We start from the raw sequence: 15,939 nt of genomic DNA, 5'->3' as shown, positions 1-15,939 counted from the left end.
ACCTTTCCGTATCCGTATCTTTGGGATATTTGGCCTGTCCAAGTATTCAAGGCAGCGTTTTCTTTTGACATTCCATGAGCAATATTTTCGAGATATTGAGCAGTGTTAACGCTGTCAGTACCAGCCACCCAAGCCCCACGGATTTGATTGACCTGGATACCCTCATTGCCGAGACGTTGCATTGAAAAAAAAGGGGACGGATTTATTTTTCTGCTCTCCCCCTTGGCCGCCCCTGACCTCGTTGTTCTACCCGGATACCAACTATCCGCTCTACCTCATCAACGAAGCGTCCCGTCCCAGTCAACTGGCCTCGCTGCAACGCATCACGGATCAAACGGACCTGCTCTGCAGGTATGGCCTCGCACACGAAAGCCTCATACCTACGACGCCGCTCCAAAGCCGTAGCGCCTAGAGCAACGAAGCAGGGATCGACATCCAGCCATTCGCTGTCAGGCCCATCACCCACCCTGCTTCTGTAGCTCGACCAAAGGTAGTCCGCCACATCGGCCACCATTTGAGCGCGTACGGGATTCAATTCAATGTAACGACAACAGGCAAGGAGATAGGCATCTGATTGCACCACGCTGGATTTGTAACGACTTTCCCATAGCGTACCGGAGCGCCCTTCGAGTCGATTGCGGCAACGCGTGGCTCGCGCCGCTAAAGCCTTCATCATCTGTCCCAATCCAGCGATGGACTCACCCGGAGCCAGTAACAGATGAACATGATTGGTCATCAAACAATAGGCGTAGACCCTGACCCCAAACGCGTCCTTGAGCTCGCGCAGATCCGTAAGGTAGCGTTGATAATCCTCGGGGACCGCAAAAACTACCTGACGGTTGTGACCGCGTTGCACGATATGGTGTGGGTAATTCGGCAAAACAATACGTCCCATCCTGGGCATATTTGACCTCTCCTCCGTGGAAGCTTCCAGCGTAGCAAAGGCTTAGAAAATAAATCTGTCCCCTTTTCTCTCACTCGGACAACCCACTGTTCTCGGCGCCCTTCAGGCCTTCCAGTCGCCCCTCCACTACCAACACGCTCAGGTGCCCGCCGGACAAATCCTGCTGAGGCAGATAGGCACGGCTGGTGACCAGGCCTTTCTCGATGTAGTAGTCGGTGATGACTTTGAGCAGTTCGTTGAGCTGCGGCACGCCCAGGCATTGGTCGATATAGGGCTTGAGCAGGCGCTCGCGCTCGCTGGAGGAAAGGGTGTCGGCGCCCTTGAGTTCAATGGTTTTGATGTGGAAACAACGGGTGTTGGCAGGTGCGGTCGGCTGGGCAGGCTTGGTCTCCTTGCCCGGCAGATCCTTGAGCTCTTCGAGGCGCCGACGCTGATCTTCGAGCAAGCGATTCTGGCGTTCACGGATCAGGTCGGTGTCACCGGGAGTTGGAGCGGCGTGAGCCAGGGAAAGCGGAGAAAGGCACAGCAAAGCCACGCACAACCTCGCCCAAAAGGCGGGTGAGAACATGTTCGATCCCTCGACAAAAGCAATATCAAAATAGTGGCGCGATATTAATGAGCCATCATTTTGACGTCAACCAACCGTGCGTGCTTTGAGTTGATCGAGGCGTCCGTTCATCTGTAATCAAGCTGGGGCCGAAAAAGCGAGTTCCGCCACGCCCTAGGACGCCGCCATGGCGATCAAATGAACTTTCCAACGCAGCCCAGCCTCAACCAAATATCCGCCCATCAAAGGAATACGAGGCCCGAGCCATGAAAACCTTCCTCAAACTCACCCTCGCCGCCACTCTCGCCTGCGCCCTGCCGGCCTGGGCTACGTGCACGCCTGAAGAAGCCACCATCAAGCGTGAGCAGCTGGCGGACAAAGTCGCCAAGCTCACCGAGCAGGACCCATCCAAGGCAAAAGAGATGAATGAAGAACTGCAGGCCATGAACATGGAGACATCCAGCAAGGACGTGCCGGACAAGTGCCAGTTGATCGACAAGCGTCTGCAGGAGTTGGAAGAGGCGCAGAAGAAGGCGGAGTGATGAGTCGGGCACGACCCGCTTTTGTGGCGAGGGAGCTTGCTCCCGCTGGGCTGCGCAGCAGCCCCAACAAAAGCCCCCCGTTTGCTCCTGGCACACCGAGTCGCTGGTTTTAGGGCTGCTTCGCAGCCCAGCGGGAGCAAGCTCCCTCGCCACAGGGTTGTGGAATTCCCTCAATAAAAAACCGGACCCAAGGTCCGGTTTTTTATACAGCGTTAACGCGATTTCACTCAGCCGCCGGCGCCTCTGGCTTGCGGCGCTTGAGCGGGGCCATGCCGTCCTTGCTGACCAGCGACGGCGCGTCGGTCTTCGGGCGGTTGGCGGTCTTGCGTTTGGTCGGGGCCTTGGCGCCGGTCTTTTTCTTGTCGCCCTTGCCGTCGACCTTTTTCTTCTTCACGCCAACGGCCTTGCCCGATGCCTTGACCTTCTTCGGTCCGCTGTAGGTGCCTTTGACTTCCTTGATGGTGCGGCGCTCGAAGCTCTGCTTCAGGTAGCGCTCGATGCTCGACATCAGGTTCCAGTCGCCGTGGCAAATCAGCGAGATCGCCAAGCCATCGTTGCCAGCACGACCGGTACGGCCGATGCGGTGAACGTATTCATCACCACTGCGGGGCATGTCGAAGTTGATGACCATGTCCAGGCCTTCCACGTCCAGGCCACGGGCGGCGACGTCGGTGGCGACGAGGATTTTCACGCCGCCCTGCTTCAGACGGTCGATGGCCAGCTTGCGGTCCTTTTGATCCTTCTCGCCGTGCAGCACGAACGCCTTGTATTCCTGGGCAACGAGGCGCCCGTAGATGCGGTCGGCCATGGCCCGGGTGTTGGTGAAGATGATGGCTTTTTCGTAGGTCTCGTTGGCCAGCAACCAATTGACGATCTGCTCTTTGTGCTGGTTGTGGTCAGCGGTGATGATTTGCTGGCGGGTGGTGGAGTTCAGCTGGCTGACCGCGTTGAGCTGCAGGTGCTCGGGGTTGTTCAGCACCTTGGCGATCATCTCGCGCAGGCCCGAACCGCCGGTGGTGGCGGAGAACAGCATGGTCTGCTGGCGGTTCACGCACTCGTCTACCAGGCGTTGCACGTCTTCGGCAAAACCCATGTCGAGCATGCGGTCGGCTTCGTCGAGCACCAGCACTTCGACTTCCTTGAGGTCGAGGTTGCCGGCGTTCAGCTGCTCGATCATCCGCCCAGGGGTGCCGATCAGGATGTCCGGAACCTTGCGCAGCATGGCGGCCTGGACCTTGAAATCTTCGCCGCCGGTGATCAGGCCGGACTTGATGAAGGTGAACTGCGAGAAGCGCTCCACTTCCTTCAAGGTCTGCTGGGCCAGTTCACGGGTTGGCAGCAGGATCAGCGTCTTGATGCTGACACGGACCTTGGCCGGGCCGATCAGGCGATTGAGGATCGGCAGCACGAACGCGGCCGTTTTGCCGCTGCCGGTCTGCGCCGTCACCCGCAGGTCACGCCCTTGGAGCGCGAGCGGAATAGCCGCTGCCTGCACCGGCGTTGGCTCGACAAATTTAAGCTCGGCCACGGCTTTGAGCAGGCGTTCGTGCAGGGCGAATTGGGAAAACACGGGTGCTACCTCGAAGAAATGCAAAAAAACAGCTGCATAGGGTAACGGTTTCGAGCGCGAAGGCCGAGTTTCTTTATGCAAACGGCAGCAAATCAGTGTGTTGTCATGATTGGATTCACGATCAACGGTCACTTCCCGCCGCTTAAAATGCTCTAATTCGCCCCTCGCGCTCATAAAAGAACCGTCTCGCCCATGGATATCAAACAACTCTGGCTCAACCTCCAGGATTTCTGGGGCGCCCTTGATCAACATCCGATCCTGCATTCGAGCCTTGCGCTGGTGTTGCTGCTGGCGATCGCGCTGGTGCTTGGACGGGTGGCGCGCTATTTAACCCTGCACGGCGCCAAGCTGATCGGCCGCCAGCCGGCGCTGCACTGGGTCAACGACCTGCGCCAGAACAAAGTTTTTCATCGCCTGGCGCAGACGACGCCGTCGCTGATCATTCAGTTCGGCTTGCACCTGGTGCCAGGGCTGAGCAAGACCAGCATGATTTTCCTGGGCAATGTCGCGCTGTCCTTCACCATCCTGTTCATGTTGCTGGCCATCAGCGCCTTGCTCAGCGCCCTGCTGGACGTCTACGCCCGCACCGAACACGCGCGCACCCGCTCGATCAAGGGCTACGTGCAGCTCACGAAAATGGTGTTGTACGTGTTTGGCGCGATCATCATTGTCGCCACGCTGATCGATCGTTCGCCGCTGTTGCTGCTGTCGGGCCTGGGTGCGATGTCGGCGGTGATCCTGTTGGTCTACAAGGACACCCTGCTGTCGTTCGTCGCCAGCGTGCAGCTGACCAGCAACGACATGCTGCGGGTTGGCGATTGGATCGAAATGCCACAAGTGGGCGCCGACGGTGATGTAGTGGACATCACGCTGCACACGGTGAAGGTGCAGAATTTCGACAAGACCATCGTCTCGATCCCCACCTGGCGGTTGATGTCCGAGTCGTTCAAGAACTGGCGCGGCATGCAGCAATCCGGCGGAAGACGGATCAAGCGCAGCCTGTTCATCGACGCCAGTGGCGTGCGCTTCCTGCATGACGACGAAGAGCAGCGCCTGTCCCAGGTTCGCCTGCTGACTGATTACATCGGCCGCAAACAGGCCGAGCTCAAGGCCTGGAACGAAGCCCAGGGCAACGTCGCGGCGATGTCGGCCAACCGTCGGCGCATGACCAACCTGGGCACCTTTCGCGCCTATGCCCTGGCCTATCTGAAAAGCCACCCCGAGATCCAGCCGAACATGACCTGCATGGTCCGGCAGCTACAGACCACCGCCCAAGGGATCCCGCTGGAGATCTACTGCTTCACGGGTACCACCGTGTGGGCCGACTACGAGCGCATCCAGGGGGATATTTTCGATTACCTGCTGGCGGTGATGCCGGAGTTCGGGCTGGGCTTGTACCAGCAGCCGAGCGGCACGGATTTGCGGGCGGGACTGCTGCCGGCGGCGCTGGGGGCGAGTCACTTGTCGGAGCCGGAGAAGCAGGCGGTCTAAAGCCAACCCCATTCGCCTTTGGGAGCGAGCTTGCTCGCGATAGCAGTGTGTCAGAAACATAGATGCTGACTGATACAACGCCATCGCGAGCAGGCTCGCTCCCACAGAGGTCAGCGTGTAACGAGCGGTTGGCGAACCCCCAACCGACTGATCCACACCGCCGCCAGTATCACCGAACCACCCAACACCAACCGCCCCAGCGCCTCGTGCTGGTTCCAGATCAGCAGGTTCACCAGCAACCCCACCGGCACGTGCAGGTTATTCATCACCGCCAGCGTGCCGCCGTTGACCAGGCACGCGCCTTTGTTCCACCAGTAGAGGCCCAACGCGGTGGAAACCAGGCCGAGAAAGACCAGCACGCCCCACTGCAACGGCGCTTGCGGCCAGAAGTCGGCTTTGCCGAACAGCAGGAACGCCGGCAACGCCACCATCAATGCACCGAGGTAGAAATAACCGAAACGCCGGTAATGCGGCAGATCGCTTGGGTGACGCGCCACCAAGTGCTTGTAAAGCACCTGCCCGGCCGCGTAGGTGAAGTTGGCCAGTTGCAGCAGCAGGAAACCCATGAAGAAGTCCGGGTTGATCCTGTCATAACGAATCACCGCCGCACCGGCCACGGCCACCAGCGCCGCAACCAATGCCCAGGGATTGAAGCGCCGATTGAGGGCGTCTTCGATCAAGGTCACGTGCAGGGGTGTAAGGATGGTGAACAGCAGCACTTCCGGGACCGTCAACACCCGGAAACTCAGGTAGAGGCAGACGTAGGTCACACCAAACTGCAAGGCACCGATCAACAGCATGCCGCGCATGAACGACGGCTCGACCTGGCGCCAGCGCGTCAGGGGGATGAACACCAGCCCCGCCAGCACGACCCGCACCAGCACCGCGAAATAACTGTCGACATGCCCCGCCAGGTATTCGCCGATCAGGCTGAAGGAAAACGCCTGGATCAGCGTTACAAAAAGTAGATAGCCCATACCGCCCCTCGTTTTGAATGGCGGCGAAGATAGCGGGTTTTGGTGGTTGTCGCGAATCTCCGAACACTGAACCCTGTGGGAGCGAGCTTGCTCGCGATAGCGGCAGGCCGGCCAACATCTACATGGCTGATCCACCGCTATCGCGAGCAAGCTCGCTCCCACATGGGCATTCAGCGAATGGAATATCCCAGGCAAAAAAAAGCCCGATCTCGCTTAAGCGTTCAATCGGGCGGGTGCACTCAGGAGCTGTGAAAGTGCGAAGGGAGGTTCGATGCGCAAAACGGTTTGAAGGGAAGCGCCGAGTCACTAGAACACCCGGCGATTATCCGAAGATTAACGGCTCAGGCGACCTGGGAAAGCTTGGCGTTGGCCTGGTTCAAACCCTTCTCCTGGAAGTCGCCACCCAGGTTCATGCCCTCGGCGTGAATGAAGGTCACGTCGTGGATACCGATGAAACCCATCACTTGGCGCAGGTACGGTTCCTGGTGATCGGTGGCGCCGCCGGCGTGGATGCCGCCGCGAGCGGTGAGCACGAAGGCGCGCTTTTCGGTCAGCAGACCTTGAGGACCGGTGGGGGTGTATTTGAAGGTCACACCAGCACGCAGCACATGGTCGAGCCAGGCTTTCAAAGTGCTGGGAATGGCGAAGTTGTACATCGGCGCCGCCATCACCAGGACGTCGGCGGCCAGCAGCTCGTCAGTCAGTTCGTTGGAGCGTTCCAGCGAAGCGTTCTCGATGTCGTTGCGTTGCTCGGCAGGCTTCATCCAGCCGCCCAGCAGGTTGGCATCCAGGTGCGGCACCGGATTGATTGCCAGGTCGCGGACGCTGATCTCATCGGCCGGGTGCGCGGCTTTCCACTGGCTGATAAACGTTTGGGTCAGTTGACGGGAAACCGAATCTTGCTGGCGGGCGCTGCTTTCGATGATCAGGACGCGGGACATGGCTTGTAGGCTCCATCTGAGAATGTTGTCAGTCGATGGAGTGAAGGTTAAGCGTGATCATATCGATGAAAAAGCGCAAATAATTGCTGCGAACCATCGATATTTTCGTTTATAAGCGGAGCAAGCTTTGTGATGCCGCCCCGCCGCTGGCTATTTCGGCTTGCAGGTCAGCTCGATGCGCAGCTTGATGATGTTGCGGTTGAACTTGGCGGTGGCGTTCTTGAACTTGCCGGCGGCGACTTCGATGGTGCGGGTGCGCGGCGCCTCCGGGCCGTTGCGGAACACTACTTTGCAGGTTGCATCGGTGCTGCCGTAGTTGTTGACCTGGATCGAGCCGATGTCGGCGTCGGTGTCATAGGCGTTGTAGTCGATGCTCAGGCCGTTGAGGTGTTTTTCCACATCGATCGGGTAGGCAAATGCAGTCAGCGGCAGCAGGGCCAGCACCGCACAACAGATTTTTTTCATTCGGCAGTCTCCACCAAGGGACCGCCAGCTTAGGACAAGAGGAGCTCAATATGAAAGCGCCCCGCGTGACCCTTGATCAATGGCGAACGTTGCAGGCGGTGGTGGACCACGGTGGTTTCGCCCAGGCCGCCGAAGTGCTGCACCGCTCGCAATCGTCGGTGAGCTACACCGTGGCTCGCATGCAAGACCAGCTCGGCGTGCCGCTGCTGCGCATCGATGGACGCAAGGCGGTGCTGACCGAGGCCGGCGGCGTGCTGCTGCGCCGCTCGCGGCAACTGGTGAAGCAGGCCAGCCAACTGGAAGACCTGGCCCACCACATGGAGCAAGGCTGGGAAGCGGAAGTGCGTCTGGTGGTGGATGCGGCCTACCCCAACGCCCGCCTCGTCCGCGCCCTCACGGCATTCATGCCACAAAGCCGGGGCTGCCGGGTGCGCCTGCGCGAAGAAGTGTTGTCGGGCGTCGAAGAAGTGCTGCTCGAAGGCGTGGCCGACCTGGCCATCAGCGGCTTCAGCATCCCTGGTTACCTGGGCGCGGAGTTGAGCGACGTCGAATTCGTCGCGGTGGCCCACCCCGAACATGCCCTGCATCGCCTCAACCGCGAACTGAGTTTCCAGGACCTGGAAAGCCAGCTGCAAGTGGTCATCCGCGACTCCGGTCGCCAGCAGCCCAGGGACGTCGGCTGGCTCGGTGCCGAACAACGCTGGACCGTAGGCAGCCTGGCCACCGCCGCGACGTTTGTCGGCAGCGGCCTGGGGTTCGCCTGGCTGCCGCGGCACATGATCGAACGAGAGCTCAAGGAAGGCTTGCTCAAGCGTCTACCCTTGGAGCAAGGAGGCAGCCGCAACTCGACTTTCTATCTGTTCTCCAACAAGGAAAAACCTCTGGGCCCGGCCACGCAAATCCTCATCGAGCTGCTGCGCACCTTTGATACCGCGCCGCTGGATGCGCCGTTCGCCGCACCTGAACAAGCCTGACAAGGAACTCGCCGATGGCCTATTTTGCGCACGAAGGTTGCAACCTGCACTATGAGGAATATGGCCACGGCGCGCCCCTGGTGCTGGTCCACGGGTTGGGCTCCAGCACACGGGATTGGGAAAAGCAGATCCCGGTGCTGTCCGCCCGCTATCGCCTGATCGTGTTGGATGTGCGCGGACACGGTCGGTCCGACAAGCCGCGTGAGCGCTACAGCATCGAAGGGTTCAGCGACGACCTGAGCGCCCTGATCGATTACCTCGGCCTGGGCGCGGTGCATCTGGTGGGCTGGTCCATGGGCGGCATGATCTGCTTCCAACTGGCCGTGGACGAACCCGCGCGGGTCAAGAGCCTGTGTATCGTCAACAGCGCCCCGGAGGTCAAGGTCCGCACGCCCGACGATTGCTGGCAATGGTTCAAGCGCTGGAGCCTGATGCGGCTGCTCAGCCTGGAAACCATCGGCAAGGCCCTCGGTGCCAAGCTGTTCCCCAAGCCCGAACAGACCGAGTTGCGCCTGGAAATGGCCCGGCGCTGGGCAATGAATGACAAACGTGCTTATCTGGCCAGCTTCGACGCCATTGTCGGCTGGGGCGTACAGGAACGCCTGTCGCAAGTTGCCTGTCCAACCCTCATCATTTGCGCCGACCACGACTACACCCCGGTGGCGCTGAAAGAAGCCTATTCAAAGCGTTTGCCTGACGCACGACTGGCAGTCATCACCGATTCACGGCACGCTACGCCGCTGGATCAACCCGAACGCTTCAACCAAACCCTGCTCGAATTCTTGATCGCAATCGATTCCACTACTCAGGATCACTGAACCCATGCTGAAAAAAATCGCCCTCGCCGCCGGCTCCGTCCTCTTTGCTGCCAACCTGATGGCCGCGCAACCGGCCAAGGCCCCTCACGTATTGCTGGACACCACCAACGGTCAGATTGAAATCGAACTGGACCCGGTCAAGGCCCCTATCAGTACCAAGAATTTTCTTGAGTACGTTGACAGCGGCTTCTACAACAACACGATTTTCCACCGTGTGATCCCGGGCTTCATGGCCCAGGGCGGCGGTTTCACCCAACAGATGCAACAGAAAGACACCAAGGCGCCGATCAAGAACGAAGCCAGCAATGGGCTGCACAACGTACGCGGCACCTTGTCGATGGCCCGCACATCCAACCCGGATTCGGCCACCAGCCAGTTCTTCATCAACGTGGCCGACAACGCCTTCCTGGATCCGGGTCGCGACGCTGGTTACGCGGTGTTCGCCAAGGTGGTCAAGGGGATGGACGTGGTGGACATCATCGTCAACTCCCAGACCACCACCAAGCAAGGCATGCAAAACGTGCCGGTCGACCCTGTGATCATCAAGTCGGCCAAGCGCATCGACTAAACCCACAGGGCAAGCCTGGGCGGCGTCGGCGATCCCGCGCCGCCCACAGCAAAAAAGGAGAGCCCTGCCCGGGCTAGGTACCCCATGGTTTATCGCCGTTTCGAAAAACTGATCGACATCTTCCGCGACGCCCCGACTTCGGCCCCGCCGAACCGCGTCCTGCCCTTTTACACGTATTACCTGAAACAGGTCTGGCCCAGCTTCGCCGTGCTGCTGGTGGTCGGCCTGATCGGCGCGCTGATCGAAGTGGCGCTGTTCAGCTACCTGAGCCGCATCATCGACCTGACCCAGGCCACGCCCAACGCAGAGTTCTTCAAGCTCCACGGCCTCGAACTGGCCTGGATGGCGGTGGTCGCACTGGTTCTTCGGCCGATTTTTGTCGCCCTGCATGACTTGCTGGTTCACCAGACCCTGAGCCCCAGCATGACCAGCCTGATCCGCTGGCAAAACCACAGCTATGTGCTCAAGCAGAGCCTCAACTTCTTCCAGAACGATTTTGCCGGGCGTATCGCCCAACGCATCATGCAGACCGGCAACTCGCTGCGGGACTCGGCGGTGCAGGCCGTGGATGCGTTGTGGCACGTGCTGATCTACGCCGTCAGCTCGCTGGTGCTGTTCGCCGAAGCCGATTGGCGCCTGATGATCCCGCTGTTGATGTGGATCGCCGCCTACATCGGCGCGCTCTATTACTTCGTCCCCCGGGTCAAGGAACGCTCGGTGGTGTCCTCCGATGCCCGTTCAAAGCTCATGGGGCGGATCGTCGATGGCTACACCAACATCACCACCCTGAAGCTGTTCGCCCACACCAACTTCGAACAGCAATACGCTCGCGAAGCCATCGAAGAGCAGACTCAAAAAGCCCAGCTCGCCGGTCGCGTCGTGACCAGCATGGATGTGGTCATCACCAGCATGAACGGGCTGCTGATCGTCGGCACCACAGCCCTGGCGCTGTGGCTGTGGACCCAGTCGCTGATCAGCGTCGGCGCGATTGCACTGGCCACCGGACTGGTGATCCGCATCGTCAACATGTCCGGCTGGATCATGTGGGTGGTCACCGGCATTTTTGAGAATATCGGCATGGTCCAGGACGGTTTGCAGACCATCTCCCAGCCCGTCAGCGTCACCGACCGAGATCAGGCCAAGCCGTTGGCGGTGGCCCAGGGCGAAGTGCGTTTCGAGCAGGTGGATTTTCACTACGGCAAGAAAAGCGGCGTGATCAGCGACCTCAACCTGGTGATCAAGCCGGGCGAGAAAATCGGCCTGATCGGCCCGTCCGGCGCCGGCAAATCGACCTTGGTCAACCTGCTGCTGCGCCTTTATGACGTGCAGGGCGGGCGCATCCTCATCGACGGCCAGGACATCGCCCACGTCGGCCAGGAGAGCCTGCGCGCACGCATCGGCATGATCACCCAGGACACGTCGCTGCTGCACCGTTCGATTCGCGACAACCTGCTTTACGGCAAGCCCGACGCCACCGACGCGCAACTCTGGGAAGCGGTACACAAGGCCCGGGCCGATGAATTCATCCCGTTGCTCTCGGACGCTGAGGGCCGCACCGGTTTCGATGCCCACGTGGGCGAGCGCGGCGTGAAGCTCTCTGGCGGCCAGCGTCAGCGCATCGCTATTGCCCGGGTGCTGCTCAAGGACGCGCCAATCCTGATCATGGACGAAGCGACCTCCGCGCTGGACTCGGAAGTCGAGGCGGCCATCCAGGAAAGCCTCGAGACGCTGATGCAAGGCAAAACCGTGATCGCCATCGCCCACCGCCTCTCCACCATCGCCCGGATGGACCGGCTGGTGGTGCTGGAGAAGGGTCGCATCGCCGAGACCGGCAGCCATGCCGAGTTGCTGGCCCAGGGTGGGTTGTACGCGCGGCTGTGGCAGCATCAGACGGGTGGGTTCGTCGGGATCGACTGAACCCTGGTTATGCACAAAACCCCGTGGCGAGGGAGCTTGCTCCCGCTGGGTTGCGTAGCAGCCCCAAACTGTATCTGGCACTGCGATGTGTCAGATACACCGCAGGGGCCTGCTGCGCAGTCCAGCGGGAGCAAGCTCCCTCGCCACCAAGCCTCAGACATCCTCAGCACTGCCGATAAGGCAGTGCCGTTTTCGCTTCTTCGGCATACGCCATCACGCCCTCATGCTCGCGCGCAAGAAAATCCGCCACCGCCGCTTTCAAGCCCGGATGGCGAAGGTAGTGCCATGAACGGGTGATCACCGGTTCGAAGCCGCGAATCAACTTGTGCTCACCCTGGGCCCCGGCGTCAAAACGCTGCACGCCGTTGGCAATCGCGTAGTCCATGCCTTGATAGAAACACGTCTCGAAATGCAGCCGATCGAACTCTGCCAGGCAGCCCCAATAACGCCCATAAAAACTGTCGCCCGCCAACAGGCTGAACGCCATCGCCACCGGCCGTGAACCTTGCTTGGCCAGTACCACGCGAATGGCCTCGGGCATGCGTTCGGCCAGCAGGCTGAAAAAAGCACGGGTCAGATAAGGCGCCTGACGACGCACCGCGTAAGTGTTGGCGTAACAGGCGTAGACAAAATCCCACTGCGCCTCGTCCAATTGATGGCCTTCCAGCCATTCGAAATCAATGCCCTGCCCCGCCACCTGCTCGCGCTCCTTGCGCATCTGCTTGCGCTTGCGGGAACTGAGCGCGTCAAGGAAATCCTGAAAATCCCGATAGCCGCGATTCTGCCAGTGGTACTGGCAACCGATTCGCTGCAACCAGCCCTCCTGCCTGGCCAATGCCTCGTCGGTGAAGGCGTCGGTGAAGTTGATGTGGGCGCTGGATAGCCCTTCGATCTCCAGATAGCCCGGCAGGCTGCCCAGCAGTTCCAAGCCATCCTCAACACGCGCCGTCAGCAGTCGCGGGCCGCTCACCGGACTGAATGGCACCGCCGTCAGTAGCTTGGGGTAATAGTCGATGCCGGCCCGGGCACAAGCGTCGGCCCAGCCATGATCGAACACGTACTCACCGTAGGAATGCCATTTGCGATAGCAGGGCAAGGCCGCCAGCAGCCGCCCTTCTTCAAGGTGCAGCAGATGCTCGGGCTGCCACCCGGAATGCGAACCCAGGCTGGCGCTGTCTTCCAGGGCGGTGAGAAAAGCGTGGCGCAGGAAGGGTTGGTTGACGGGCACCAGCGCGTCCCACTCATGTGGCGCGATGGCGGACAGGCTGTCCAAGACGTGAAGCGGCATGCGGTTCCCCGATATCCAGACGACGGATTGGGCGAGTATCGCCGATCCGAATCGCAAGGGGATAAAAAAACCCCGCCAGAGGCGGGGTTCAAAGGAGCTGTAACGGATGAAAGTGCAGCGGTGTATCAGGTCAAAAGGGCTTAGAACACGTACTGGGCACGGACTACGAAACCGTCGCCATCATCATCGCCATTGGCGTTGGTGACTTTATCGGTCTTGGCCTTGACGTAGGCACCGGTGATTTTCACCGCTTCGTTGGCGTACCAGTTCACACCCAGGTTGTGCACCTTGGCTTCGGCATCGCCCACTTCGCGGGTCGCCGAGGCGGTGGTGATGTTGTCGTCTTCGACGGTCATGCTGTCGAAGCGGTAGAACACTTCCCAAGCGCCGATGGATTTGTTCTGAGGCTTGATGGCGTCGAATTTGCCGAGTTTATAGCCACGGGATTCACCGGTGAGGGTGTAGGCACCCTGGACGTAGAAGCCGTGACCTTTGAGGTCTTCGAAGGCGTCGCTGTCAGCCTTGGTCTTGCGGCTGATGTATTCACCCTGGATAGACGCTGGGCCCATGGCGAAAGCGGCTTCCAGACCGAAGGCGGTGTCGGTGTCGTAGGAACCGGCCGGCGAGTTGTTGGCGCCGCCCAGGACCGGACGGTTGCCGTTAGGGCCGGCGTCATTGCCGCCCAGGGTTTCAACGCCACGCATGCCCAGACGGGAGCGATAACGAGCGTCGAATGCGGTGTCCGAAACGTCACGCGAGGCCACGTTCAAACCGAAGTGCAGCACGTTGCCAGCTTCGTGCATCGGGGCGAACACGAAACGACCATTGGCTTGCTTGATGCTGTTGCCGTCGGTGTCGTCGGTGTCTTTGCTGAACACACCGGCCGAGACGTAGAACGAATCAGCGAAGACGCCGGATGCTTGCAGGCCCAGGCCGTTCTGGTGGCCGTTGGCCCAGTCGATCAGGTCGTAGGCGGCATTACGCTCAGGTGCGGTGACCCATTTGGAGCTGGTGGCTTTTTCCAGGCCGAAATCCGGGTCGAAACGGCCGACCTTGATCGAAACCGGCTTGAAGCCGTTGTAGGCCAAGGAAGCTTCGTCGAAGTAGCCGTTATCGGAATCGCCGCTGTTGTGGGAGAAATCGTAGTTGATGGTGTAGGCCCAGTCCGTGTACAGCACACCGGACAACTCCAGGAAGCCACGGCGGATGTAAGCGGCATCGGCCTTGTCACCGTTGTCGGTGTAGATGCCATCGAACTGGCTGTAGTCAGCCTGCAAACGACCGCCGAGCTTGAAGCTGAACTCTTTGTCAGTGGTAGCGACCTCCAGGCCGCCCTTGGTCTTGACCACGATATCGGCGCCGTCTGTGGTCACGGTGCCGGCGAAAGCCTGGGCGGTTACTGCCATTGCCAGAGCGCTGGCGGCAAAACCTGCGAAGTGCTTACGGATCATCGAAGAATTCCCCTAGTTGGTAGTCTATGCGTTAGAAAACACGCGGAACTGGGCCCGCTGGTGTTGGGAGGGGATCTTGGCGACGGGGTGTGTCAGGCAAGTTGCTATCACATAAAGATTTTATGACAGCGGAACTTTTTACTTCGAAAGGGAATAACAGAAATGCCACAAAAATGTGGGAGCGAGCCTGCTCGCGAAGGCGGTGGATCAGTCAGATTCAAGTTGACAGATCTTCCGCCTTCGCGAGCAGGCTCGCTCCCACAGGAGTTTTTTTACATTGAACGAGAGATCAACGCTTGCGCAGGATCACGCTGCCGATCGAATAGCCGGCGCCAAACGAGCTGAGCACCGCGACGGAGCCGCTGGGCAGGTCGTGCTGATACAGGTGGAACGAAATCACCGAGCCGGCGGAGCTGGTGTTGGCGTAGCGGTCGAGGATCACCGGGGCCTCCTCTTCGCTGGCTTCGCGTCCCAGCAACTTGCGCACGATCAGCTGGTTCATGCTCAGGTTGGCCTGATGCAGCCAGAATCGCTTCACTTCGCCGACGTTCAGCTGGTTTTCCTCCAAATGGGCGCCGATCAGTTCAGCCACCATCGGGCAGACGTCGCGGAACACCTTGCGTCCTTCCTGAACGAACAGTTTGTCCCGGGTGCCGATGCCCTCCTCCGCCGCGCGGTTGAGGAAGCCGAAGTTGTTGCGGATGTTGTTGGAAAACTTGGTGAGCAGCTTGGTGCTGACCACATCGAACTGATACGGCGACGTGGCCTGGTCCGCCCGCTCGATGATCACGGCGGTGGCCGCGTCGCCGAAGATGAAGTGGCTGTCGCGGTCACGGAAATTCAGGTGGCCTGTGCAGACTTCCGGGTTGACCATGAGGATCGCCCGAGCCTGGCCCAGTTGAACGCTGTTGGCGGCGGCCTGGATGCCGAACGTCGCCGAAGAACAGGCCACGTTCATGTCGAAACCGAAACCTTCGATGCCCAGGGCTTCCTGTACTTCGATGGCGATGGCCGGGTATGGACGCTGCAAGTTCGAACAGGCCACGATTACGCCGTCGATGTCGGCGGCGGTGCGACCGGCGCGCTCCAGGGCCTGCTTCGCCGCGCCGACGGCCATTTCGCAGAGCACCGACCACTCGTCATTGGAGCGCTCGGGCAGGCGCGGCGTCATGCGTTGTGGGTCGAGGATGCCGTCCTTGTCCATGACAAAGCGGCTCTTGATGCCGGAAGCCTTTTCGATGAACGCGGCGTTGGATTCGGTCAATGCTTGCACTTCGCCGCGCTCGATGGCCTCGGCGTTATCGGCGTTGAACTGCGCGACGTAAGTATTGAAGGATTGCACCAGCTCTTCGTTGGAGATGCTGTTGGCCGGGGTGTACAGGCCGGTGCCGCTGATGACGACGTTATGCATGGTCGTGTCTCTATTCTGTTCAGGCAGAAAGTATTGGCACCGACGTACCAACACGCAAAGGGACTTTTCCCATCC

At 60.1% G+C, this 15,939-nt stretch carries 14 protein-coding genes and 1 pseudogene; 6 read left to right on the top strand and 9 right to left on the bottom strand.

Translation table 11 applies throughout. The features are described 5' to 3' along the window. Positions 1-202: 202 nt before the first annotated feature. Positions 203-904 (bottom strand): transposase, encoded by a 702-nt coding sequence (locus M1D68_RS07200; RefSeq protein ID WP_457969815.1) that lies wholly within the window; start codon positions 902-904, stop codon positions 203-205. A 73-nt stretch (positions 905-977) separates the two neighbouring features. Beyond that, positions 978-1,472: pseudogene (locus tag M1D68_RS07195) on the bottom strand (POTRA domain-containing protein); the annotation flags it as partial. A gap of 245 nt (positions 1,473-1,717) precedes the next feature. Here M1D68_RS07195 and M1D68_RS07190 point away from each other — a divergent pair. Next, positions 1,718-1,993: a hypothetical protein gene (locus M1D68_RS07190; protein ID WP_434562903.1), complete on the top strand. Its 276-nt coding sequence runs from the start codon at positions 1,718-1,720 to the stop codon at positions 1,991-1,993. Between the two features lie 223 nt (positions 1,994-2,216). Here the strand turns inward: M1D68_RS07190 and M1D68_RS07185 are convergent, their stop codons facing one another. Beyond that, the gene (locus M1D68_RS07185) at positions 2,217-3,563 is read right to left on the bottom strand and encodes a DEAD/DEAH box helicase (protein ID WP_434650253.1); all 1,347 of its coding nucleotides are present in this window, start codon (positions 3,561-3,563) and stop codon (positions 2,217-2,219) included. A 192-nt stretch (positions 3,564-3,755) separates the two neighbouring features. On the opposite strand from M1D68_RS07185, the gene M1D68_RS07180 reads away from it, so the two are divergent. Further along, complete coding sequence (locus M1D68_RS07180) at positions 3,756-5,054, top strand: mechanosensitive ion channel family protein (RefSeq protein ID WP_457969812.1); 1,299 nt, start codon at positions 3,756-3,758, stop codon at positions 5,052-5,054. A gap of 110 nt (positions 5,055-5,164) precedes the next feature. Here M1D68_RS07180 and M1D68_RS07175 read toward each other — a convergent pair whose 3' ends face one another. The 3 genes from M1D68_RS07175 to M1D68_RS07165 form a co-directional block, all read right to left on the bottom strand. Then, positions 5,165-6,031 (bottom strand): carboxylate/amino acid/amine transporter, encoded by an 867-nt coding sequence (locus M1D68_RS07175; protein WP_420766658.1) that lies wholly within the window; start codon positions 6,029-6,031, stop codon positions 5,165-5,167. Between the two features lie 341 nt (positions 6,032-6,372). Further along, positions 6,373-6,972, bottom strand: a complete 600-nt coding sequence (locus tag M1D68_RS07170) for an FMN-dependent NADH-azoreductase (protein WP_434650249.1) — start codon at positions 6,970-6,972, stop codon at positions 6,373-6,375. Between the two features lie 150 nt (positions 6,973-7,122). Further along, the gene (locus M1D68_RS07165; RefSeq protein ID WP_434610172.1) at positions 7,123-7,437 is read right to left on the bottom strand and encodes a 3-phosphoglycerate kinase; all 315 of its coding nucleotides are present in this window, start codon (positions 7,435-7,437) and stop codon (positions 7,123-7,125) included. Positions 7,438-7,487: 50 nt separating this feature from the next. Here M1D68_RS07165 and M1D68_RS07160 point away from each other — a divergent pair, with 50 nt between their 5' ends. From M1D68_RS07160 to M1D68_RS07145, 4 genes are all read left to right on the top strand, one after another. Beyond that, positions 7,488-8,411: a LysR family transcriptional regulator gene (locus M1D68_RS07160; protein ID WP_256233402.1), complete on the top strand. Its 924-nt coding sequence runs from the start codon at positions 7,488-7,490 to the stop codon at positions 8,409-8,411. A 14-nt stretch (positions 8,412-8,425) separates the two neighbouring features. Then, on the top strand, positions 8,426-9,229 hold the full coding sequence (locus tag M1D68_RS07155) for an alpha/beta fold hydrolase (RefSeq protein ID WP_434562897.1): 804 nt from the start codon (positions 8,426-8,428) through the stop codon (positions 9,227-9,229). Between the two features lie 4 nt (positions 9,230-9,233). Continuing rightward, positions 9,234-9,797, top strand: coding sequence for a peptidylprolyl isomerase (locus M1D68_RS07150; protein WP_434562895.1), 564 nt, complete (start codon positions 9,234-9,236; stop codon positions 9,795-9,797). An 84-nt stretch (positions 9,798-9,881) separates the two neighbouring features. After that, a complete protein-coding gene (locus M1D68_RS07145) occupies positions 9,882-11,714 on the top strand; it encodes an ABC transporter ATP-binding protein (protein WP_434562893.1) in 1,833 nt (610 codons plus the stop codon). Positions 11,715-11,877: 163 nt separating this feature from the next. On the opposite strand, the gene M1D68_RS07140 is transcribed toward M1D68_RS07145, so the two are convergent. The 3 genes from M1D68_RS07140 to M1D68_RS07130 form a co-directional block, all read right to left on the bottom strand. After that, positions 11,878-13,002, bottom strand: a complete 1,125-nt coding sequence (locus M1D68_RS07140; protein WP_457969809.1) for a GNAT family N-acetyltransferase — start codon at positions 13,000-13,002, stop codon at positions 11,878-11,880. A 140-nt stretch (positions 13,003-13,142) separates the two neighbouring features. Next, positions 13,143-14,453, bottom strand: coding sequence for an OprO/OprP family phosphate-selective porin (locus M1D68_RS07135; RefSeq protein WP_434562888.1), 1,311 nt, complete (start codon positions 14,451-14,453; stop codon positions 13,143-13,145). A 289-nt stretch (positions 14,454-14,742) separates the two neighbouring features. Next, positions 14,743-15,864 carry a beta-ketoacyl-ACP synthase III gene (locus tag M1D68_RS07130; protein WP_457969807.1) on the bottom strand — a complete coding sequence of 374 codons (1,122 nt, stop codon included), beginning with the start codon at positions 15,862-15,864 and terminating at the stop codon, positions 14,743-14,745. Between the last annotated feature and the right edge of the window lie 75 nt (positions 15,865-15,939).

The sequence above is a fragment of the Pseudomonas sp. R4-84 genome, from assembly GCF_054130985.1.
The sequence above is the reverse complement of the archived record's forward strand: the minus strand, read 5'-3'. Positions and strand labels throughout refer to the sequence as shown.